The organism is Granulosicoccus sp. 3-233, from assembly GCF_052681095.1.
In genome coordinates this window covers 303,575-324,487 of the sequence record NZ_JBQYLE010000003.1, presented here as the reverse complement: position 1 = coordinate 324,487, position 20,913 = coordinate 303,575, and the positions used below count along the sequence as shown (strand labels likewise).

General features: G+C 57.4%; 18 protein-coding genes. 16 read left to right on the top strand and 2 right to left on the bottom strand.

What is annotated here, in order from left to right:
* The first annotated feature begins 13 nt into the window (after window positions 1–13).
* The 6 genes from ACUNV4_RS10735 (at window position 14) to clpA (ending at window position 8,578) form a co-directional block, all read left to right on the top strand.
* Window positions 14–1,489, top strand: a complete 1,476-nt coding sequence (locus ACUNV4_RS10735) for a lipopolysaccharide biosynthesis protein (RefSeq protein ID WP_430878541.1) — start codon at window positions 14–16, stop codon at window positions 1,487–1,489.
* Entirely contained in the window at window positions 1,447–2,637 is a 1,191-nt protein-coding gene (locus ACUNV4_RS10730) for a glycosyltransferase family 2 protein (protein ID WP_430878540.1), read from the top strand. Before ACUNV4_RS10735 ends, ACUNV4_RS10730 begins: the two co-directional genes overlap by 43 nt.
* Entirely contained in the window at window positions 2,634–3,446 is an 813-nt protein-coding gene (locus ACUNV4_RS10725) for a polysaccharide deacetylase family protein (protein WP_430878539.1), read from the top strand. The genes ACUNV4_RS10730 and ACUNV4_RS10725 overlap by 4 nt, the downstream gene beginning before the upstream one ends.
* The gene (locus ACUNV4_RS10720) at window positions 3,415–5,367 is read left to right on the top strand and encodes an O-antigen ligase family protein (protein ID WP_430878538.1); all 1,953 of its coding nucleotides are present in this window, start codon (window positions 3,415–3,417) and stop codon (window positions 5,365–5,367) included. The genes ACUNV4_RS10725 and ACUNV4_RS10720 overlap by 32 nt, the downstream gene beginning before the upstream one ends.
* 538 nt (window positions 5,368–5,905) lie before the next feature.
* Window positions 5,906–6,223 (top strand): ATP-dependent Clp protease adapter ClpS, encoded by a 318-nt coding sequence (gene clpS / locus ACUNV4_RS10715; RefSeq protein ID WP_430878537.1) that lies wholly within the window; start codon window positions 5,906–5,908, stop codon window positions 6,221–6,223.
* Between the two features lie 75 nt (window positions 6,224–6,298).
* Window positions 6,299–8,578, top strand: coding sequence for an ATP-dependent Clp protease ATP-binding subunit ClpA (clpA, locus tag ACUNV4_RS10710; RefSeq protein WP_430878536.1), 2,280 nt, complete (start codon window positions 6,299–6,301; stop codon window positions 8,576–8,578).
* 171 nt (window positions 8,579–8,749) lie between these two features.
* On the opposite strand, the gene infA is transcribed toward clpA, so the two are convergent.
* Window positions 8,750–8,968 carry a translation initiation factor IF-1 gene (gene infA / locus ACUNV4_RS10705; RefSeq protein ID WP_430878535.1) on the bottom strand — a complete coding sequence of 73 codons (219 nt, stop codon included), beginning with the start codon at window positions 8,966–8,968 and terminating at the stop codon, window positions 8,750–8,752.
* Between the two features lie 258 nt (window positions 8,969–9,226).
* Here infA and ACUNV4_RS10700 point away from each other — a divergent pair, with 258 nt between their 5' ends.
* Window positions 9,227–9,715, top strand: a complete 489-nt coding sequence (locus tag ACUNV4_RS10700; protein ID WP_430878534.1) for a DUF1249 domain-containing protein — start codon at window positions 9,227–9,229, stop codon at window positions 9,713–9,715.
* Here ACUNV4_RS10700 and ACUNV4_RS10695 read toward each other — a convergent pair.
* Window positions 9,697–10,302, bottom strand: a complete 606-nt coding sequence (locus ACUNV4_RS10695; protein ID WP_430878533.1) for a DUF4124 domain-containing protein — start codon at window positions 10,300–10,302, stop codon at window positions 9,697–9,699. The genes ACUNV4_RS10700 and ACUNV4_RS10695 overlap by 19 nt on opposite strands.
* A gap of 65 nt (window positions 10,303–10,367) precedes the next feature.
* Between ACUNV4_RS10695 and crcB the strand changes: the two genes are divergently transcribed.
* The 9 genes from crcB (at window position 10,368) to ACUNV4_RS10650 (ending at window position 20,913) form a co-directional block, all read left to right on the top strand.
* Window positions 10,368–10,745, top strand: a complete 378-nt coding sequence (gene crcB / locus ACUNV4_RS10690) for a fluoride efflux transporter CrcB (protein WP_430878532.1) — start codon at window positions 10,368–10,370, stop codon at window positions 10,743–10,745.
* Between the two features lie 302 nt (window positions 10,746–11,047).
* Window positions 11,048–12,364 carry a serine--tRNA ligase gene (gene serS, locus ACUNV4_RS10685; RefSeq protein WP_430878531.1) on the top strand — a complete coding sequence of 439 codons (1,317 nt, stop codon included), beginning with the start codon at window positions 11,048–11,050 and terminating at the stop codon, window positions 12,362–12,364.
* A 21-nt stretch (window positions 12,365–12,385) separates the two neighbouring features.
* Window positions 12,386–14,335 (top strand): AMP-dependent synthetase/ligase, encoded by a 1,950-nt coding sequence (locus ACUNV4_RS10680; RefSeq protein ID WP_430878530.1) that lies wholly within the window; start codon window positions 12,386–12,388, stop codon window positions 14,333–14,335.
* An 81-nt stretch (window positions 14,336–14,416) separates the two neighbouring features.
* Complete coding sequence (locus tag ACUNV4_RS10675) at window positions 14,417–15,208, top strand: ABC transporter ATP-binding protein (RefSeq protein ID WP_430878529.1); 792 nt, start codon at window positions 14,417–14,419, stop codon at window positions 15,206–15,208.
* Window positions 15,183–16,166 carry a branched-chain amino acid ABC transporter permease gene (locus ACUNV4_RS10670; protein ID WP_430878528.1) on the top strand — a complete coding sequence of 328 codons (984 nt, stop codon included), beginning with the start codon at window positions 15,183–15,185 and terminating at the stop codon, window positions 16,164–16,166. The genes ACUNV4_RS10675 and ACUNV4_RS10670 overlap by 26 nt, the downstream gene beginning before the upstream one ends.
* A gap of 68 nt (window positions 16,167–16,234) precedes the next feature.
* Window positions 16,235–17,320, top strand: coding sequence for a branched-chain amino acid ABC transporter permease (locus ACUNV4_RS10665; RefSeq protein ID WP_430878527.1), 1,086 nt, complete (start codon window positions 16,235–16,237; stop codon window positions 17,318–17,320).
* Between the two features lie 141 nt (window positions 17,321–17,461).
* Window positions 17,462–18,763: an ABC transporter substrate-binding protein gene (locus tag ACUNV4_RS10660; protein WP_430878526.1), complete on the top strand. Its 1,302-nt coding sequence runs from the start codon at window positions 17,462–17,464 to the stop codon at window positions 18,761–18,763.
* Between the two features lie 35 nt (window positions 18,764–18,798).
* Entirely contained in the window at window positions 18,799–19,626 is an 828-nt protein-coding gene (locus ACUNV4_RS10655; RefSeq protein WP_430878525.1) for an ABC transporter ATP-binding protein, read from the top strand.
* 30 nt (window positions 19,627–19,656) lie between these two features.
* Entirely contained in the window at window positions 19,657–20,913 is a 1,257-nt protein-coding gene (locus ACUNV4_RS10650) for a phenylacetate--CoA ligase family protein (protein WP_430878524.1), read from the top strand.

The window sequence follows — 20,913 nt, the reverse complement described above, 5'->3', positions numbered from 1 at the left end:
CGAAAACAGAACGATGGCCGCAGTCGGCATGTTCCAGCATTTGAGAAACTACGCATCCGCCGGGGTCTTTTCCGCGGTCGTGGGTCTGATCAGCTTCCCGGTACTGACACGCAACCTCAGCGTGGCAGAGTACGGTATTGTCGGGCTGATCACGTCGAGTCTGACCCTGTGCATTGCCGTGGGCAAGCTCGGAGTACAGCACGCTGTCATCCGCTTCTTTGCCCAGATCAAGAACGGCAATATCGATTTCACTGTCGGTCAGATGAACAGCACCGTCAGCATGATTTTCTTCAGTTTTGCCAGCAGTGCGACACTCTTGTGGCTTGTCTGCGGATTTTTCGTGCTTCCTGCGGTATTGCAGTACGAGAATATTCCTTCGCTGTTTCTGCTGGCGTCATTCATCGTGTTCATTCGCCTGCTGGGAAGTGGGGTCATGAATTTCCTGCGCGCACAGCAGCGCAGCGCAGACGTGGCGATCTCCCAGAGCATCGCCCGTTTTCTGAATCTGACGCTGATACTGCTGGTGTTGTTCGCGGCGGATCTGAACCCGTGGACGGTCATCGCCTGCCTGATGGTGGCCGAATCGCTGGGAGTCTTCTATGCCGCCTGGCAGTACCGGCCGGATTTCCAGTTTCGCTTGAAGGATGTCTCGCTGAAACTGGGCAAGGCCATGCTGATCTATGGTCTGCCGCTGATGATGCTGGAATCTCTGGGTCTGGTGTTGCGCCTCAGCGATCGGTATCTGATAGAAGCCCTGTTGGGTGTCAGTGCATTGGGCCAGTATTCTGCGTCCTACAACCTGACTTCCTATATCGACATCATCATTCTTGCAGCCTTGATGCAGGCCGTGAAACCGGCCTACATGCAGATGTGGGAATCTCAGGGCAAGGAGCCCACCCAGCAGTTCCTGTCGGACGGCTTCCGCATGTACATGGTGGTCGGTATCCCGTTCATTGCCATGTTCTCGATCACCAGCCCCTACCTGCTCGGATTTCTGGCCGGTGACAAGTACAGCCCGGGTACCGTGATCATTCCCTATGTTGCCATCAGTTTCTGGCTGGAAGGTGCCATGCATTTCCTCGCCGCTGGTCTGTATATCTTCAAGAACACCAAACTGCTGATGCTCTGGAGCCTGGTAGCGACCGTTACCAACCTGGCATTGAATGTACTGCTCATACCACGCTTCGGTATTACCGGGGCAGCAATCGTGACCATCATCTCCTATGTGATCTTCATGGCCGGGGTTACCGGCAGTGCATTCCGCTACGTGACGTTTCCCGTCAGACTGAAGGCACCGGCAATCATGTTGCTCGCCAGTGTGGTCATCTTTGCGCTGCTCAGCGTCATCGATCTGCACTCCGACCTGGCCAATTTCCTGTGCAAGGGGGCGTTCGGAACGGCCGTACTGCTGTTGCTGATGTGGTTTGTCGACGCGGGAGTCAGGCAGTGGTCCAGCGACAAGCTGCTGGCCAGGACAAGGTGGGTGTGATCATGACGTTGCTGTTTCTGATTGCCCTGTTCTTCTGTCTGTACACCTATGTCATCTTTCCATTGCTGCTGCATTGGCGCGCAAGGCGTGTGCCCCTGGTCGACAAGAGGCAAACGAGGAGCGAGGACAACGACACGCCAGAGGGAGCCGTATCGGTCAGCATCGTGATTGCGGCCCACAATGAAGTGCGCAATCTGCCCAACAAGATCGCCTCGCTGGACGCACTGGATTACCCGAGGGAGCGACTGGAATGCCTGTTTGTTTCCGATGGCTCCAGTGACGGTACCGTGCCGTTGCTGAGGCAAGCCTGTGAGGAACGGCCTCGTTGGCACCTCCATCATTATGCAACGGCCGCTGGCAAGCCGACAGCGCTGAACCTGGGCGTTGCCAATGCCAGTGGCGATGTCATCGTCTTCATGGACGCCCGTCAGAGTGTCGCACCCTCGGCAATCCGCGCGCTGGTGGACCGACTGACAGAGCCGGATATCGGGGCGGTCAGTGGTGAGCTGGTATTGCACGATGATCTGGGCGAGGAAGCCAGCAATGTCGGCCTGTACTGGCGTTATGAAAAATGGATACGTGACAATGAAAGCCGGCTGTTCTCGACCACCGGGGCGACCGGAGCGCTGTATGCGATAAGGCGAAGCGACTACAGTCCATTGCCGACAGACACACTGCTGGATGATTTCGACACTCCTGTATCGCTACTGAGCCGGGGCAAACGCACGGTGCTGGAGCCGGGAGCGCAGATATTCGACCAGGCCGAAGCGGATTCGGCAAGGGAATTTCGCCGCAAGGTCAGGACGCTGGCTGGAAACTTCCAATCCTTCGCCCGACACCCCTGGTTGTTCGATCCACGTCGCAATCCCGTCTGGTGGCAGTTTCTGTCGCACAAGGTTTGTCGCTTGCTGGTACCGTACGCCATGTTCCTGGCACTGCTGGCCAGTTGTGTCGGCGATACGGCCTTTCTGCACGTCATGCTGTTCTGCCAGCTTGGCTTCTATGGGCTTGGACTTCTGGGCTTTCTGGGTATGAGAAACAAACTCTCGAACGTCATCAAGATCTTTCTGCAACTGAATGCAGCAGCCGTGGTCGGCGCCTGGCAATCACTGCATGGGCGTCGTGCCGTTCGCTGGAAGACCTCATGAGTGTTGTGCTCATGTATCACGCCCTGTATCGAGACGACGACACGTCGGCCATCGATCAGGAAGATCTGCCCTATGCGGTCAGTGAAGAGAACTTCATTCGACAGCTGGACAGTCTGCAGGGCAAACGTGTCGGGCTGTTCGATCAGTCTGAAGAGCCGGATGTGGTCATCACTTTCGATGACGGGCATCTGAGCAATCTGGAGATTGCAGCCCCTTTGCTTGTCGAACGGGGTCTGCCAGCGATATTCTTCGTTACCAGTGAATTCATCGGCAAGCGTCCGGGGTTCATGGACAGCGTGCAGCTGGCCGCGCTGGCAGCCATGCCGGGCATGTCAGTGGGAAGCCACGGTGTCACCCATCGATTTCTGGATGATCTGGACGAGAACGAACTTCGTGAGGAGCTGCTCGAGAGTCGTCAGCAACTCGAGCGCATGACGACCCGGGAATGCCGATCAATTTCTTTCCCCGGTGGCCGATACAATGACAATACGCTGAATTTACTGAAAGACACAGGGTATTGGCAGTGGTATGGCTCCGAAATTGGTATCGTAGAGCACATTCGGAGTTTCGTCCAGGATGACGCCAGGACGGAAGACGATCGGCAATTGCTGGTGCAGAACCGCAGGCAACCGATTGAACGGGTTGCCATTCGGCGCTCGACGACGCTCGAGGAGTTTGCTCGCATGATCGGACCGGATGAGACGTATTACACAGATCACCGACGTCGCAGTCAGGCCAAGGCATTGCTGAGACGCGTATTGGGCAACCGGCTTTATCATGGCCTCTACAAATCCCTTTCAGTCCGCTGAAGACGAGTTCCCGGAAGACGGGGACATGTTCGGCAAGGCACGACGCCAGCGCCGTTCTGCCGAGGCAGGAGAGCCCGAGGTGGATCGTGACGCACGACCAGGTCTCAGGGGAGCTGGCGGATCGTCACGGGTGCAGCGCAAGGCGTCTCGTCGTGCGCGACGAATCGAGCGGGTAGAGTCAGAGAAGATCGAAGTGATTTCCGGCTGGCCCAAGCTGGAAGGCTTGAAACCGGTTCTGATGTTTCTTTCAATGCCGGCGGTACTGGTCATGGCAATTACCCTGACCGGTGGTAACTGGCCTTCCTCGATCCTCTATCCCATTGCGCTGGGTCTGGGCCTGATTGTCGGGCTCAGTGCGCTCAAGGGGGTCGAGCTGGTGCTGGCCTGCATGATCATCTACCTGCCATTTTCCAAGGTATTCGTTGTGCCTTTGGCGCCAGGTGTCAACGGTACCAACATGCTGGTTCTACTGGGGCTGTTTGCCGCCTTGCTGCGTGCCTCGACACTGCGGCAGAAGCTCAACGACTGGCCGCCCGGCACCGCTCTGGTGGCCATTTTCGGCGTGGTGACTGCACTGTCGGTGGTAACCATTTCGCTGTTGCCGGGTGGGCGTACCTATTTTCTCTACAACGAGATTCTCAGCTACAAGGCCTGGATCGATCAGTTCATTTTCTATTTCATCGTGCTCATGTGCGTGCGCGACGTGGAGTCGGCCAAACGCTGTGTTGTCTACATGCTGATCGGTTCCGTCCTGGTCGTACTGTATTCGGTGCCTGAGATGCTGGAGAAGATGGGGCGGTCGACCATCGAAAAGAGCCGTATCGAAGGCCCCCATTTGCAGTCCAACAACTTCGGGGGCTTCGTTGCCTATACCCTGTTGCCGCTGGTTGCCATTTTCTTCATTTATATCAAGGATTTGCGTGCCTGGTTGTTGACACCTTACTTTCTGCTGACGGCCAAGGTCCTGATCACGACTTTCTCCCGTGGTGCCTATCTGGCGATGGTGGCCGGCGGTTTCATGGCGGGATGGTTCAAGGGGCGAGGTTTCCTGGCGTTCTGGCTGACGCTGGTCATGTGTTTTCTGCTGGTGTTCCCGAGTCTGATTCCGGACTCGATCCTGGCCCGCATGGACAGCCTCACGCATCCTGATGCCGATTCTTCCATTCCTGAAGAAGAAAAACTTGACAAGAGTTCGGAAACACGCCTGGTCATGTGGCGAGCTGGCGCACAGATGATTCTTGAAAGTCCGGTACTCGGCAAGGGGTTCAAGGGCTTTCCGTATCTGAAGGAGGATTACACCGAAATTGCCGTCAAGGAGAGTGATCCGCACAGCATGTATCTGTATATCGGCTCTCAGATGGGGCTGCCTGCTCTGGCTCTGTTTCTGCTGATACTCGGCTACAGCTTCAATCTGGGGCGTTTGCATGCGAGTAATGAGCAGGACCGTTTCATCAAAGCCATCGGGATAGGGGGAGCGGCTGCCACGGCGTGTTATGCCGTGGTCTGTGTATTCGGATCGCGGGCGGTGTCGCTGAATTTCACGGCCTATTTCTGGGCCTATCTGGTCGTCATGCAGGTGTTGAAACAGAAGATGATCGTCGCCGAAGCCGCCCGGAACCCCGTTGCAGACCGAACCAATGCCTTCGCCGACAGTGGCAACGGGACGCGTGGCGATCGACGGGCAAGATCCGCAGCCAGTGATGAACCAGAGCCGGATCTGACAAGCTCTGTCAGATGCCCCCGGACGGGCCGTCGTACCGGCATGCGTGGTGCCGCAGCCTTCCAGGCTGCCTCCATGCAGACTGAGGCCGAATCAACCGGACAATCGGCGTCGGTGGACGAGCCGGAAGAGTCTGCCGGCATCGTCAGTTCTCGCCTGCGCAGTAAACTGCGTCGCAACCGTGGCAAGGGTGCTCTGTAGAGTTTGGCCTGAACAGCAAGCCTTGATCCAGGGTCAGGCAATTACTCGTACCGTTTGAAGAATCACGATATCCCTTGCGGTCCGAGCGCCTCCGAGCGCCTCCGAGCGAATCCGAGCGAATCCGAGCGAATCCGAGCGAATCCGAGAGGCCGTCAGGCGCACGCAGCCTGCTGCCGCACCAGCCTTGTACCGGTCGCGCAAAGGCCCTTCACCCGATTTTCTCTCGTGCGCAGCGTGTCGGCGCATGAATCTCTACGGTGCGAACAGGTATTCATGGAGTGGAGAAAATTGTGGCAATTCACTTTTCCTCGGCGCCAGCGGGACTACACTTTTCCCGGGTGGCAGGGTAATTTGTCACTCGGGAAATCGTAAGAAACCCGACAATTGAGTTACGTATTTCCGGCACCATGATGTTGGGGTATGAATATTGCGATCCTTCAGCCAAGCGTGATCGCGAGACCAGTCCCTGATATAAGTCGTATATTGTTGGTGAAGGGCTGATCTTGAGGCAGAGCATTCGATCTCGTGGAACTAGTAGATGAGTGAAGAAGACAAAAACAGGGAAGGCGGACTAGCGGTTGAGACTGCCAAACCGAAAATCGCGAAACCACCGCTGTGGAAAGTGGTGTTGCTGAACGACGATTACACACCGATGGAGTTTGTCGTTGAAGTGCTGCAGGTGTTTTTCAAGCTGGACAAGGAGCAGGCCACCAGGGTCATGCTGCATGTTCATCAGAAAGGGAAGGGTGTGTGTGGCGTGTTTACGAGGGAAATTGCCGAGACCAAGGTTGCCCAGGTAACCCAGTTGGCAAGGGAGCGTAAGCATCCACTGTTGTGCGAAATGGAAAAGGCGTAACTACGAGCAATCTGGCAGGGCAGTGTCCGCCAGAGGGCTGCAACGAAACGAAGTATCCAGAGTGGACGATCCAACATGCTGAGTAAAGAGCTCGAATTCACCCTAAACAACGCGTTCAAGGAAGCGCGCGCCCGTCGCTTTGAATTCATGACGGTTGAGCATCTTCTGCTCGCCCTGATCGATAATCCCACCGCAGCACAGGTACTGAGAGCCTGCGGTGGAGACCTGGAAACATTGCGTGATGAACTCGACAGCTTTGTCGACGTCAACACGCCGTTACTGGACGAGAACGATACGCGCGAAACCCAGCCGACCCTGGGCTTCCAGCGAGTCCTGCAAAGAGCCGTATTCCATGTACAGAGCTCAGGCAAGAAGGAAGTGACCGGTGCCAATGTACTGGTTGCCATCTTCGGCGAACAGGATTCGCAAACGGTGTACCTGCTCAACAAGCAGAACATCACCCGTCTCGATGTGGTCAATTACATCTCTCACGGTATCGCCAAGAACTCCCAGGAAGAGCCGGAGGAAACGGACGAAACCACATCCGAGTATTCGGGTGAAGAGGGCGAATCCGATGCCAAGCCACTGGACAAGTTTGCGACCAACCTGAATGCGAAGGCCCAGGCGGGTGAAATCGATCCGCTGATCGGTCGCGATCACGAAGTCGAACGAGCGTCCCAGGTCCTGTGCCGTCGCAGAAAGAACAATCCTCTGCTGGTCGGTGAGGCCGGCGTCGGCAAGACAGCCATCGCCGAAGGACTGGCCAAGCGCATCGTGGATGGCGAAGTGCCCGAAGTGCTGGCAGATTCCATCATCTATTCGCTCGATCTGGGAGCCCTGGTAGCTGGTACCAAGTATCGGGGAGACTTCGAGAAGCGGCTCAAGGGCATTCTCAATCAGCTCAAGAAGGAACCCGGTGCCATCCTGTTCATCGATGAGATCCACACCATCATCGGAGCCGGTGCTGCCTCGGGTGGTGTCATGGATGCATCCAATCTGATCAAGCCCATGTTGGCGACCGGTGAGCTCAAGTGCATCGGGTCGACTACCTATCAGGAGTATCGCGGCATCTTCGAGAAGGACCGAGCGCTGTCAAGACGTTTCCAGAAAATCGATGTGGTGGAACCCTCGGTCGATCAGACCTACGAGATTCTCAAGGGGCTCAAGTCCCGTTACGAGGAATTTCATGAGGTCAAGTACTCCAATAATGCGCTGAAGACCGCCGCTGAGCTGTCCGGTAGGTACATCAATGATCGTTTCCTGCCGGACAAGGCCATTGACGTGATAGATGAGGCCGGTGCCAATCATCGGGTGAAGGGTGTTTCCACCAAGGGCAAGAAACAGATCACGGTCAAGGACATCGAGGCCATCGTGGCCAAGATTGCACGTATCCCCGAGAAGAGTGTTTCTTCAACGGACACGGACAAGCTGAAAACGCTGGCACGCGACCTGCGCATGCTGGTGTTCGGTCAGGACGAGGCCATCGATTCTCTGGGGGCTGCCATCAAGATGTCGCGCTCCGGGCTCGGGCCTGAAGACAAGCCGATAGGCAGTTTCATGTTTGCCGGTCCAACGGGTGTGGGCAAGACGGAAGTCACCAAGCAATTGGCCAATATCATGGGCATCGAGCTGATTCGCTTCGACATGTCCGAGTACATGGAGCGTCATACCGTGTCCCGATTGATCGGCGCGCCTCCGGGTTATGTCGGCTACGATCAGGGTGGCTTGCTGACCGATGCCGTCATTCAGAACCCGCATGCCGTGGTACTGCTTGATGAAATCGAGAAGGCTCACCCCGATGTCTTCAATCTGCTGCTGCAGGTCATGGACCATGGGACCCTGACAGACAACAACGGTCGCAAGGCCGATTTTCGCAACATCATTCTGGTCATGACGACCAATGCCGGTGCCGAATCGATTTCCAGAACGACCATGGGATTCACGCAGCAGGATCACACCAGCGATGGTAATGAAGCCGTCAACAAGTTGTTCACTCCGGAATTCCGGAATCGTCTGGACGGCATCATCCAGTTCAAGCCGCTGGACAAGAGCATCATCCTGAACGTCGTCGACAAGTTCATCATCGAACTGGAAGCTCAGCTGGAAGAGAAGAACGTGTCCATCGACTTCAACGATGAAGCCAAGGCCTGGCTGGCAGAGCACGGATTCGATGCCCGCATGGGCGCACGTCCGATGTCGCGTCTGATCAGCGAGAACGTCAAGAAGCATCTGGCCGATGAGATTCTGTTCGGCAAGCTCAGTCGTGGTGGTCGAGTGAATGTCATACTCGACGAAAAGGGGAATCTTGCCTTCGAATTCGAGAGCAAGGAGAGCAACAAGGAAGCCACGGTCTGACCGTGGCAGGATCCCGGCTCAGGTTGACAGGCAGCGATCGCTGTCTGGCGACTGGGCCACTCGTTCATTCTTCAGACGGGGCGGGCAGTCTGTTCCGGGCACGCAAACGAGAAGGCCATCAAACACTTGAATGTGTTTGATGGCCTTCCGGAATTCGGTAGGGTAGCTGATCTAACGGCTACGATACGTGATCCGACCTTTGCTCAGATCGTACGGAGTCATCTGGACAGTGACCTTGTCACCGGTAAGGATGCGGATGTAGTGCTTGCGCATCTTGCCGGATATATGAGCCGTAACAATATGTCCGTTTTCCAGTTCCACTCGGAACATGGTGTTGGGAAGCGTATCAACAACCACGCCTTCCATCTCTATGGGTTCTTCTTTAGCCATTAAATCTCTGGTTTGCCTTCATCAGTAGGTGCATCGTCAGGGTGTTTACTGGTCGCCATTATCACTAAATTACCGCCCGCTGCAAGCTTGCGGACCTTGACAGCAACATTCAGACCGATTCTGACGCACACAATATGCTGTCATTCTGACGGTATTACAAGCGAATGTGTCTGATTTAGCGGATTGAGTGCAGTTTGCCTGGCTGTAGTGCGAATTATTTGTTTGAACTGATCTCACTGGCCCACCATAATACGCCCGATGTACAGCACTCTACTTCACAAGCCGCGAAACAGCGGTCGATTCTCCGCACTGATGGACTTGTACGAGCAGAACTACATGCTCATGCGGCTGCTGGCACCGGAACTGAGGCAAATGGGCAGAGGAGCCTTCCTGTCAACGGCTCCTGGTACCCTGACGCTGGAGCTCAGTGAGCTGGAGCACAGCCGCTATACGTCGACCTTCAAGCTGAGCTACCGGTTTTCCTCGAACAGTGCGCGTGGGCGCAAGGAGCGGGAACCTGATCTCAGCATTCGTCTCTATCACGATGCGCGTTCCTGCGAGGTCATGAGCGGTCTCATGCCGGAGGGGCGAATCGAGGTCCGGCGTACCCGAGACCTGGAGGAGGGGCGACGTCTGAACCGGTTTCTGAATCGATGGCTTGCCTATTGTCTGAGGCAGGGCCATCAGTTCGGTGACCGACAGGACACACCGGCCATGGCGGCTGATGATTACTGTGCGCAGTACTGATCGAAGCTTTGCTGGTATCGCGCCATGTGGATGACCGTGTTGTCCATGTCTTCCGGGGTCAGGCGTGACTGCAGACGCCGTTCCAGCGATGTGACTCTCTTTTTCAGGTCCTGACAACGGCTCCGCTTGAAGCTTGCTGCGCTGATGCTGGCTGCCAGGCCTTCATCCGTCTGTCCGGCTTGTGTCGAATCCGAACCACCGGCTTGACTTATTGCCAGCGCGCTGTTGACAGGGCTCAGGCTGGCACTGCGGGCAGCTTGCTGGCGAGATCGGCTGATGGCCGGTGGCAGATCACCGGCGTTTCCGGGAGCGTACTCGACTCGAGGCAAGGATTTGTCAGGACTGACGGGCGATTGATCGCGCGCCGCCGGCAAGCTCTTGCCCTCATTGGCGGACAGGCGAGACAGGCCATCGGTCGGCGCTGCCGCCGCGCCGGGCGAGTCAACGCGCTCGTAACGGATATCACCGGCAGGTGGCTCTGGTGAGAAGGTAATGGACCCATCGGGTTCGACCCATTTGTACAAGGGCTGGGCCAGAGCCACGGTGCTGCTGGCCAACAGAAGCAGCAGGCTGATTCGAGGGATCATGTGTTGCTGAAATTGCGCTAGAGTTTCATGCTGTCAATGCAAGGTCGATGCCGATGAATCCGGGGATGAATTACCTCTACGTGGGGCTGGGTGGAGCCATGGGAGCGTGCCTGCGTTACTCCATCAGTCTGCTCATGGCCAGAGAGCTGTTGCGCTTTCCGTTGGCCACACTGACCGCCAATATTCTCGGAGCCTTGCTGGCAGGCATCATTGCCACCTGGTTCTGGAGTCGCGGATTGTTCGGCACACCGCTACAGCTGCTGCTCGTGGTCGGATTTCTTGGTGGCTTCACGACCTTCTCGACCTTTTCGGTGGAAACGCTGCGATTGCTCGAAGAGGGAGCCCGGGTGATGGCGCTGCTCAACATGGCGCTGAATCTCTTCGGTTCACTACTGGCGGTGTTTCTTGGCAGCGCATTGGTTCGCTGGTTTCTGCAGACCTGACGGTAACGTCGGTTACGGTGGGCGCTCTGTGTTCTGACCTCGCTCTCGTGGCCATGACGGCGCCGCCGATGCGCGCGAACCACATTGACCCCACAACGTCCTTGCCGTATCTGCGATGCACCCGCGTTGCACCCGCGTTGCACCCGCGTTGCACCCGCGCAATTGCGCCATGCGAGCTCGGTACCACGAAGCCCGGCTGCACTGGAAGTGAGTGACAGCGCTGATATACTGTCGATGCGGCGCTGTGCACTGCAGCTCCGTCAACTTTTCACCGACTGACGTTTTCGAGAAACAATCAACGCATGCTCGACCCCAAACTGCTCCGGAACGATTTGCCAGCTGTTGCTGAGCGACTCAGTGTTCGCAATTTCACGCTGGATCAGGATGCCATCTCGGCGCTCGACCAGCAGCGCAAGCAACTGCAGCAGCGCAGTGAGGAGCTGCAGGCTGCACGTAACGCGCGTGCCAAGTCCATCGGCCAGGCCAAGTCGCGGGGGGAGGATATCGAGCCGCTGCTGGCGGAGAACACTCGCACCGGCAATGAGCTGGAAGAGGCGAAGCAAGAGCTGGCCGTCGTGCAGGAGCAGCTGGATGCCATCCTGCTGAGCCTGCCGAATATCGTGGACGCCAGTGTGCCACCCGGGCGTGATGAGTCGGACAACGTGGAAATGCGCAAGGTCGGAACACCACGCGAGTTCGATTTCACTCCGCTGGATCATGTCGACATCGGTGCTCGTCATGGCGCCCTGGATTTCGAGACAGCCACGAAATTGACGGGATCCCGGTTTGCGGTCATGCGCGGTGAACTGGCGATGTTGCATCGTGCACTGATCCAGTTGATGCTCGATACCCATACTCGCGAACACGGTTATACGGAAATCAACGTGCCCCAGGTGGTCAATGCCGATTCACTCAAGGGGACTGGTCAGCTGCCGAAATTCGAGGAAGATCTGTTCAAGCTGGTCTGGGGCGATGCGACCACACAGGCCGAGGCCGGCGCGGAAGGCAGCGATTATTATCTGATCCCCACATCCGAGGTCCCGGTGACCAATACCGTTCGGGATACGATTCTGGAGGCGTCCGATCTGCCGATTCGCTACACCTGCCATAGTGCCTGCTTCCGTTCCGAGGCCGGTTCCTACGGCCGGGATACACGAGGTCTGATTCGCCAGCACCAGTTCGAAAAGGTGGAAATGGTGCAGATTGTTCACCCGGACGAATCGTTTGCTGCTCTGGACCAGATGACCGGTCATGCCGAGACCATCCTGCAGAAGCTGGGTCTGCCGTATCGGGTTGTCACGCTGTGTGGTGGCGACATCGGATTTGCCGCGGCCAAGACGCATGACATCGAAGTCTGGTTGCCGGCTCAGTCAACCTATCGGGAGATTTCCTCCATCAGCAACTGCACGGATTTCCAGGCACGCCGCATGCAGGCGCGCTTCCGTGATCCGGCAACTCGCAAGACCGAATTGCTGCATACGCTGAATGGCTCGGGACTGGCTGTAGGCAGAACGCTCATCGCGGTACTGGAGAACTATCAGCAGGCTGACGGTAGTGTCGAGGTGCCGGAAGCACTGCAGGCTTACACTGGCGGTGTCACTAGGGTACTCTTGCCATGACGCTTGCCACTGACTGACCTCATGCAATCATTGCCCAGCCTGCCACACTATCTGCTTCGCAACGCTGAGCAATATGCTGATCATGTGGCCATGCGTCACAAGGATCTGGGCATCTGGCATGAGTGGAGCTGGGCTGATGTCTGCACTCAAGTGCAGACCTATGCGCTTGGCCTGCAAGAGCTGGGATTGCAGAAGGGCGACAAGGTTGCAATAATCGGCAGCAATCGACCGAAACTGTATTGGTCGTTTGCTGCCATTCAGTCCATTGGCGGAATTCCGGTGCCGATGTACGCCGATGCAGTAGCCGAGGAAATGGTCTATGTGCTCGAGCATGCCGGTGTGTGTTTTGCCGTCTGTCAGGATCAGGAGCAGGTCGACAAGGTTGTCTCTGTACAGGATCAGCTGCCACAACTCTCACAGATTCTGTATGACGAGCCGCGAGGAATGCGTGGCTACGACCAGGACAGGATCCACTCGATCGATGCGGTACAACAACTGGGCTTGAAAAGGCTGGAGCGTGACCGTCATCAGGCCGTGCAATGGCGCACGGGCATCGACGAATTGCAGGCGGATCAACTGTGCGTGATGCTCTACACCTCGGGTACCACCGGGCGGCCGAAGGGCGTGATGCTCTCGCATCGCAATCTGGTTGTCACGTCCATCAATGCAAACACCTTCGACAAGCTGGACGTCAACGAGGAAATCATTGCCTATCTGCCCCTGGCCTGGGTTGGCGATCACGTTTTCAGTTACGGGCAGTCACTCACGGCAGGCTACTGCGTGTGTTGTCCGGAAAGCCTTGACACCATCGCTGCCGATCGGCGCGAAATAGCACCCAGTTATTTCTTTGCACCACCCAGAGTGTTCGAATCCCTGCTGACCTCCATCACCGTCGCCATGGAAGATGCCAGTCGCCCCAAGCGATGGATGTTCGATCATTTCATCGCCGTGGCGCGTCGCCACGGGGAAGCGGTGCTCAATGGCGAGACCGTGCCCGTCGTGGCTCGCCTGCACTATGCCCTGGGAGACTTCCTGGTCTACGGACCCTTGAAGAATCGCCTGGGCATGTCGAAGGTACGGGTGGCCTATACGGCGGGCGAGGCGATCGGACCAGACATATTCCGCTTCTACCGGTCGCTGGGTATCAATCTCAAACAGCTGTACGGTCAGACCGAGGCCAGTGTCTACATCACGGCCCAGCCCGATGGTCAGATCGATGCCGACACCGTCGGCACACCGTCTCTGGACGTTGAAATACGCATTGCCGAGAATGGCGAAGTGCAGTACCGCTCCCCCGGCGTGTTCATGGGCTATTACCAGAACGAGGAAGCGACGGCATCGACCAAGACACCCGATGGCTGGGTATTGACCGGTGATGCCGGATTCATCGATGACAATGGGCATCTGCGCATCATCGATCGCGCCAAGGATGTCGGCAAGCTCAATGATGGCAGTCTGTTTCCACCCAAGTACATCGAAAACAAGCTCAAGTTCTTTCCAGCCGTCAAGGAGGTCGTGGCCTTTGGTGATCAACGTGACTACGTGGCAGCCTTCGTCAATATCGACCTGACTTCGGTAGCCAACTGGGCGGAAAGAAACAATATCGTCTATGCCTCCTATCAGGAGCTGGCCGGACATCCGCTTGTCTACGACATGATCGAATCGCATATCGAGGAGGTCAATCGCGATCTGCTGGCCGAGCCACGGGTTGCCGGTGCCTGCATCCGCCGTTTTCTGGTGTTGCACAAGGAGCTGGACGCTGATGATGGCGAATTGACGCGCACCCAGAAAGTCCGGCGCAAGTTCATCAACGAGCGCTACCAGCCGCTGATCGATGCACTGTATTCGGACAAGGACAGCCAGTTCGTATCGACCACCGTGGTCTTCGAGGACGGGCGCAAGGGGACTATCGAGGCAGACGTACGCCTGCATACCGTGGCTGAATCCTCGTCACTGGCCAAGGCGTCCTGAATGCCGTCCGGCAAGCAAGCAGCGATCGATGAGAGCAAGGCTCATGATCGACCCACCCAGGACTTGACAGCGAGCGAACCCGTGGACGAAACATCCGGCCGGTATACCAACGAACTGTTGAGTGTCGAGAACGTTTCACTGTCGTTTGGCGGCGTACAGGCGGTTACCGACATTTCCTTCAACATCATGCAGGGGGAGGTGCGAGCCATCATTGGTCCCAATGGTGCGGGCAAGACCTCGTTGCTGAACGTCATCAATGGCTTCTATCACCCGCAGGAAGGGCTCATCACCTTTCGGGGCAAGCCGCGTCGGCGCATGAAGCCCTATCAGGCAGCGGCCTCCGGTATTGCCAGAACGTTTCAGAACGTGGCACTGTTCAAGGGCATGAGCACTCTGGACAACATCATGTCGGGGCGATCGCTGAAAATGCATCGTGGTTTCCTGTGGCAGCTTGTCCACCTGGGCCCGGCACGCAACGAGGAAATCCGGCATCGTCGGCGTGTCGAGGAGATCATCGACTTTCTGGAAATCGCGCACATCAGGAAACAGCCGGTCGGACGCTTGCCCTATGGCCTGCAGAAGCGGGTCGAGCTGGGACGGGCCATGGCCATGGAGCCCGAACTGCTGTTGCTGGATGAACCCATGGCGGGCATGAACCTGGAAGAGAAGGAAGACATGAGCCGCTTCATCATCGATCTGAATTCGGAGTTCGGTACCACCATTGCCTTGATCGAGCACGATATGGGTGTGGTCATGGATCTGGCCGATCGTGTGGTGGTGCTCGACTACGGCAAGAAGATCGCGGATGGTACGCCGGCTGAAGTGCAGGCCAGTCAGGAAGTGATCGATGCCTACCTGGGAGTGGCCCACTGACATGGAAATCCTGCACAGCATCGTAGTGGCACCGTTTCTGGAAATGGGCGCCTATCCCGATTTTTTCCTGCAGGTCGTCTGGGAAGGCTTCGTCGCCGGCGTTCTGTATTCGCTGATCGCGCTCGGTTTCGTACTGATCTACAAGGCATCAGGGGTCTTCAATTTTGCCCAGGGCATCATGGTGGTTTTTGCAGCTCTGGCCCTGGTGAGCCTGCATGGCATGGGGGTGCCGGCATGGCTGGCCGTAATACTGGCCCTGGGGATCATGGGGGTGCTGGCCGTTGGTGTCGAGCGTCTGGTGTTGCGCAAGCTGGTCAATCAGCACGATGCCATTCTGCTGATGGCGACCATCGGACTGACCCTGGTCCTCAAGGGGGTCGGTCAGCTGCTGTTCGGTGGTGAGCCCAAACCGATGATTACCGAGGAGTTGGGGCTGCCCACCGGTTCCACCGACCTGGAAGTGTTTGGTGGCATTGTCATCTTTCAGCATATCGATATCGCGGCCACCGTGGTTGCCTTGCTGATGGTGCTGGCACTGGCGCTGTTCTTCTCGAAAACGCGGATCGGCCGAGCCCTGCGCGCTGTTGCCGATGATCATCAGGCGGCACTGTCGGTCGGCATCTCGCTGCATCAGATCTGGGCAATCGTCTGGTTCGCTGCCGGTATCGTGGCACTGGTGACCGGCATCATGTGGGGGGCACGCTCCGAGGTCTCCTTCGCGCTGGAAATCATTGCCCTGAAGGCACTGGCGGTGTTGATCCTCGGTGGTTTCACGTCCATACCCGGTGCCATCGTGGGCGGTCTGATCATCGGCATCGGCGAGAAGCTCTTCGAGGTCTACTGGGGGGCGTTGTTCGGTAGTGGGGTCGAGGCCTGGTTTGCCTATGTGCTGGCGCTGATCTTCCTGCTGTTTCGCCCGCAGGGGCTGTTTGGCGAGAGGATCATCGAACGTGTGTGACAGATTCTTGCAGGATCGTGGCGCCATGACGCCGGAACGCGGACAAGTGCAATCGATCGGAGGCAGGCATGTTCTATCGTGAGGCAGGCCAGTTCAAGACCAGCTATGCGGCAGATCAGGCCTTGTTGCCGATTCGGCAGGACCGGATCGGCCTCGGCCTGATTCTGCTCGTGGCCTTTGTCATCGTGCCCGTACTGGCGAGCGATTTCCTCATCGGCTCGATCATGATCCCGTTTCTGGTGTTTGCGCTGGCCGCTGTGGGACTGAACATCCTGACCGGCTATGCCGGCCAGTTGTCGCTGGGTACCGGCGCATTCATGGGGGTCGGGGCGTATGCCTGTTACAAGCTCACCACGTATTTCCCGGACATCAACATTCTGTTCATGGTGCTGCTCTCCGGCGTTTTCTCGGCCGGGGTCGGTGTCGTTTTCGGATTGCCGAGTCTGCGAATCAAGGGACTGTATCTGGCCATCACCACGCTGGCAGCCCAGTTCTTTCTCGAATGGTGTTTCATCCGGATCGGCTGGTTGTACAACTACAACGACTCCGGAGCCATCGAGGTGCCACAGCGCAAACTGTTCGATATCGCCATCACCGGCGCATCGGCTTCACCGACAGTGCGTTATCTGGTGATCGTGACACTGGTGTCGATCATGACTCTGGCGGCTGCCAACATCCTGCGTGGCCGCATCGGACGCAGCTGGATGATGATCCGGGACATGGACATTGCCGCCGAGCTGATGGGGGTACGGCCGCTGTACGCAAAACTGTCGGCATTTGCCTTTTCCAGCTATTACTGCGGGGTGGCTGGCGCCCTCATGGTGTTTTTCTGGATCGGTTCGGCGGAGGCCGAGGCATTCGATATCAACCATTCGCTACTGGTGTTGTTCATGGTGATCATCGGCGGCATGGGCTCTCTGCTGGGCTGCTTCCTGGGCGCTGCCTTCATCTGGGTTCTGCCCATCGTCATTCGAGCCATACCGCCGATGCTGGGGCTGGATGTGATTGCTGCCACGACCGAGCATGTCGCCAATATCATCATCGGTGTCCTGATCATCTTCTTTCTGATCGTCGAACCCCATGGGCTGGCAAGGCTGTGGCAGATCGGCAAGGAAAAGCTCAGAACATGGCCGTTTCCGTATTCCAGCAACTGAATTCGCTGCACCCTGCATCGCGGCAGTTCATGAACCCTCAGCGATTACACCAACAATCCTGATTCATCATTTACCCACAAGTTGCAAAGGTACTGCATCACCACATTGGCAGTATCAGTATCACCACCAGAGGAGAACCACATGACTACAAGAACTCTCATGACGCTGGCCGCCGGCATGCTGGCCGTCAGCAGTTGGGTGCCTGTTGCACAGGCGCAGGATTCCCTGTACATGCCATCCATGACTTACCGTACCGGACCGTTTGCCGGTGGCGGGACACCGTTTGCCGACGGTTATGCCGATTATTTCACCATGCTCAACGAGCGCGATGGGGGCATCAATGGCGTGCGTATCGAGGTCGAGGAGTGCGAGACCGCCTACAACGCACAGAAGGGCGTGGAGTGCTATGAGGCGACCAAGGACAAGGGAGCTCTGGCTTACAGCCCCCTGTCGACCGGCATCACGCTGGCGCTGGTTCCCAAGGCACCGATCGATCAGATACCGATCTTCTCCATGGGGTATGGGTTGTCCGCGGCAGCTGCCGGTGACAAGTTTCCCTGGACATTCGTCTATCCGGCTTCGTATTGGAGTCAACTGTCCTCGATCATCAAGTACATCGATGACAACGGTGGTGTCAAGGGTCAGAAAATCGGCTTCATCTACCTGGATGCCGCGTATGGCAAGGAGCCCATTCCGCTGCTGGATCAGCTGGCCGAATCGATGGGCTTCGAGGTTGCCAAGTTTCCCGTGGGTGTGAAGGAAATGCAGAACCAGTCCTCGCAATGGCTGAACGTGCGCAAGGAACGGCCTGACTGGATGATCATGTGGGGCTGGGGAGCCATGAATCCGACGGCCATCAAGGAAGCTGCCAAGATCCGTTTCCCGCTGGATCGGTTCATTGGCAACTGGTGGGCGGGTTCGAACAATGACCTGAATGCCGTCGGTGAGGCAGGCAAGGGATACCTGGCTGCCAACTTCTCGGGCATCGGGCAGGACTTTCCGGCTCTGCAGGATGTCCTGACGCATGTCGTGCAGAAGGGCATGAGCAAGGTGGCGTCGGAAAACGATGTCGGCAATGTGCTCTACAATCGCGGCCTGTTCAACGCTGTCATTCTGGCCGAAGGTATCCGCGTGGCGCAGGAGACGACCGGCAAGAAGATCATCACGGGGGCCGATATGCGCGATGGTCTCGAGAATATCGACCTGAGCGAGCAGAGACTGACCGAACTGGGTCTGCCCGGGTTTACCGGCGCGGTCCAGGGCTCCTGCGCCGATCATGAGGGCAGTGGCTCCATCTTCATCCAGCAGTGGAATGGATCGAACTGGGAAAAGATCTCGGACCTGATTCCGCCGATGAGCGATGTGGTTCGCCCCATGCTGGAAGAGGCGGCCGAGGCCTATGTCTCCGACAAGCCTGACTGGCAATCACAGGCTTGCAGTTGAGGTCGACGCCAGTGGGCTCCGGGGAATCCCGGCACATGCAGGATTCCGTATCGGAAGACAGCGAAACCATCCTGAGCGTGAACAATATCGAGGTCATCTATGACCACGTCATACTCGTGCTCAAGGGGGTTTCGCTGCATGTGCCCAAAGGTGGAATCGTGGCCTTGCTGGGTGCCAATGGTGCCGGCAAGACCACGACGCTGAAAGCCATCTCCAACCTGCTGCAGGCAGAGCGGGGCCTGGTGAGCAAGGGCAATATCGAGTTTCGCGGGGAGCAGGTGCAGAGCCTGTCTCCCAACGAACTCGTGCGACGTGGCTGCATACAGGTCATGGAGGGGCGACACTGTTTCGGTCATCTGAGCATTCACGAGAATCTGCTGACCGGTGCATTCACGCGGCGAGATGGCGCGGCGGCGATCCGTCGGGATATGGACATGGTGTATGACTATTTCCCCCGGCTGCGCGAGCGCAGGCAATCCCAGGCTGGCTATACCTCTGGTGGTGAGCAACAGATGTGTGCCATTGGTCGCGCCCTGATGTCGCGGCCTGCCATGATTCTGCTGGATGAGCCATCGATGGGGCTCGCGCCCCAGCTGGTCGAGGAGATCTTCGATATCGTGCGTCAGCTCAATCAGGATACCGGCGTATCCTTTCTGCTGGCCGAGCAGAACACCAATATTGCTCTCAAGTACGCCACCTACGGATATATCCTGGAATCCGGGCGAGTGGTGCTCGACGGTGACGGCGCGGCCTTGCGCGAGAATGCCGATGTCAAGGAGTTCTACCTCGGTACCGGCGGTGAAGGACGGCGCAGTTTCCGGGATGTCAAACACTACAAACGGCGCAAGCGATGGCTGGCTTGATTCAACAATACAACGACGGCACCATGAGCGATGTTTGATGAACTCGATACACTTTCCGCCAATGAGCGCGAGCAAAGGCTGTTCAGCGGTTTCGGTGCACGGCTCGAGGCCGCCGCAAACGCATGCCCTGGCCTGGCGCGCCATCTCGAGGGGCATTCACTGCTGGATGTGAACGACCGGGCAGCGCTGCAACAGTTGCCGGTGCTGCGCAAGCAGGCTCTGATGCAGGCGCAGCAACAGAGCCCGCCGTTCGGTGATTTCGTCGACATGAAAGCCCTGGAGGGGCAGCGGGTGTTCATGTCTCCGGGTCCGGTCTGGGAACCGCAGCTGCCGGGCGGCGACCCCTGGCAGTCCGCACGTGCATTGCATGCTGCAGGCATCCGGCGAGGCCATCGCTTGCACAATGCATTCTCCTATCATCTGACGCCCGGCGGATTCATTCTCGACGAAGGTGCCAGAGCGCTGGGTTGCATCGTGTTCCCCGCCGGTGTGGGTGGCACCGATTCACAGGTGCAGGCCATGCGTCAATTCGCGGCCCAGGCATATATCGGCACGCCCGATTATCTGCAGACATTACTGGACCATGCCGCCAGCGAGCAGCTGGAGCTGCCTTCACTCAAGCACGCCCTGGTATCGGGAGGTGCATTGTTCCCGGCAATGCGAGATCGCTATGCCGAGCAGGGTATTCAGGTACAGCAATGTTATGCCACGGCGGACCTGGGCGTCATCGCCTATGAAACAGGCAATGATGGCGTTGTGCACCCGGGCATGGTGATCAACGAAAACCTGATTGTCGACATCGTCGTCCCCGGTACCTCCACCCCGGTGGAGGATGGTGAAGTCGGCGAAGTGGTCGTTACCCGATTGTCTCCGATCTACCCCTTGCTCAGGTTTGCCACCGGTGACCTCTCAGCTCTCCTGCCCGGGGCCAGTCCCTGTGGTCGTACTGCGATGCGATTGCGAGGCTGGATGGGACGTGCAGACCAGCGCGTCAAGATTCGCGGGATGTTTGTTGATCCGCAACAGCTGCAGACATTGCCCGAGCTGCACCCGGAAGTCGCGCGCTGGCGCCTGAGCGTGATCCGTGAGCAGGATCGTGATGTCATGACTCTGGCCGTGACGCTGAAGGATCCCCTGCCGCAGACCGAAAACAGGGATAAACCGGACACGCAGTCTCTGGCTGACACACTCAAGCGCCTGACCAATCTGAGTGGAAGCGTTACCATTGTGGAATCCTTGCCCGATGATGGCCTGGTGGTGGAAGACAAGCGAGACTACGAACAGTAA

Coding starts and splice junctions, on each gene's coding strand:
- ACUNV4_RS10735 (WP_430878541.1), top strand. CDS start 14: ATGGCCGCAGTCGGCATGTTCCAGCATTTGAGAAACTACGCATCCGCC.
- ACUNV4_RS10725 (WP_430878539.1), top strand. CDS start 2,634: ATGAGTGTTGTGCTCATGTATCACGCCCTGTATCGAGACGACGACACG.
- ACUNV4_RS10720 (WP_430878538.1), top strand. CDS start 3,415: ATGGCCTCTACAAATCCCTTTCAGTCCGCTGAAGACGAGTTCCCGGAA.
- clpS (WP_430878537.1), top strand. CDS start 5,906: ATGAGTGAAGAAGACAAAAACAGGGAAGGCGGACTAGCGGTTGAGACT.
- clpA (WP_430878536.1), top strand. CDS start 6,299: ATGCTGAGTAAAGAGCTCGAATTCACCCTAAACAACGCGTTCAAGGAA.
- infA (WP_430878535.1), bottom strand. CDS start 8,968: ATGGCTAAAGAAGAACCCATAGAGATGGAAGGCGTGGTTGTTGATACG.
- ACUNV4_RS10700 (WP_430878534.1), top strand. CDS start 9,227: ATGTACAGCACTCTACTTCACAAGCCGCGAAACAGCGGTCGATTCTCC.
- ACUNV4_RS10695 (WP_430878533.1), bottom strand. CDS start 10,302: ATGATCCCTCGAATCAGCCTGCTGCTTCTGTTGGCCAGCAGCACCGTG.
- crcB (WP_430878532.1), top strand. CDS start 10,368: ATGAATTACCTCTACGTGGGGCTGGGTGGAGCCATGGGAGCGTGCCTG.
- serS (WP_430878531.1), top strand. CDS start 11,048: ATGCTCGACCCCAAACTGCTCCGGAACGATTTGCCAGCTGTTGCTGAG.
- ACUNV4_RS10680 (WP_430878530.1), top strand. CDS start 12,386: ATGCAATCATTGCCCAGCCTGCCACACTATCTGCTTCGCAACGCTGAG.
- ACUNV4_RS10670 (WP_430878528.1), top strand. CDS start 15,183: ATGCCTACCTGGGAGTGGCCCACTGACATGGAAATCCTGCACAGCATC.
- ACUNV4_RS10665 (WP_430878527.1), top strand. CDS start 16,235: ATGTTCTATCGTGAGGCAGGCCAGTTCAAGACCAGCTATGCGGCAGAT.
- ACUNV4_RS10660 (WP_430878526.1), top strand. CDS start 17,462: ATGACTACAAGAACTCTCATGACGCTGGCCGCCGGCATGCTGGCCGTC.
- ACUNV4_RS10655 (WP_430878525.1), top strand. CDS start 18,799: ATGCAGGATTCCGTATCGGAAGACAGCGAAACCATCCTGAGCGTGAAC.
- ACUNV4_RS10650 (WP_430878524.1), top strand. CDS start 19,657: ATGTTTGATGAACTCGATACACTTTCCGCCAATGAGCGCGAGCAAAGG.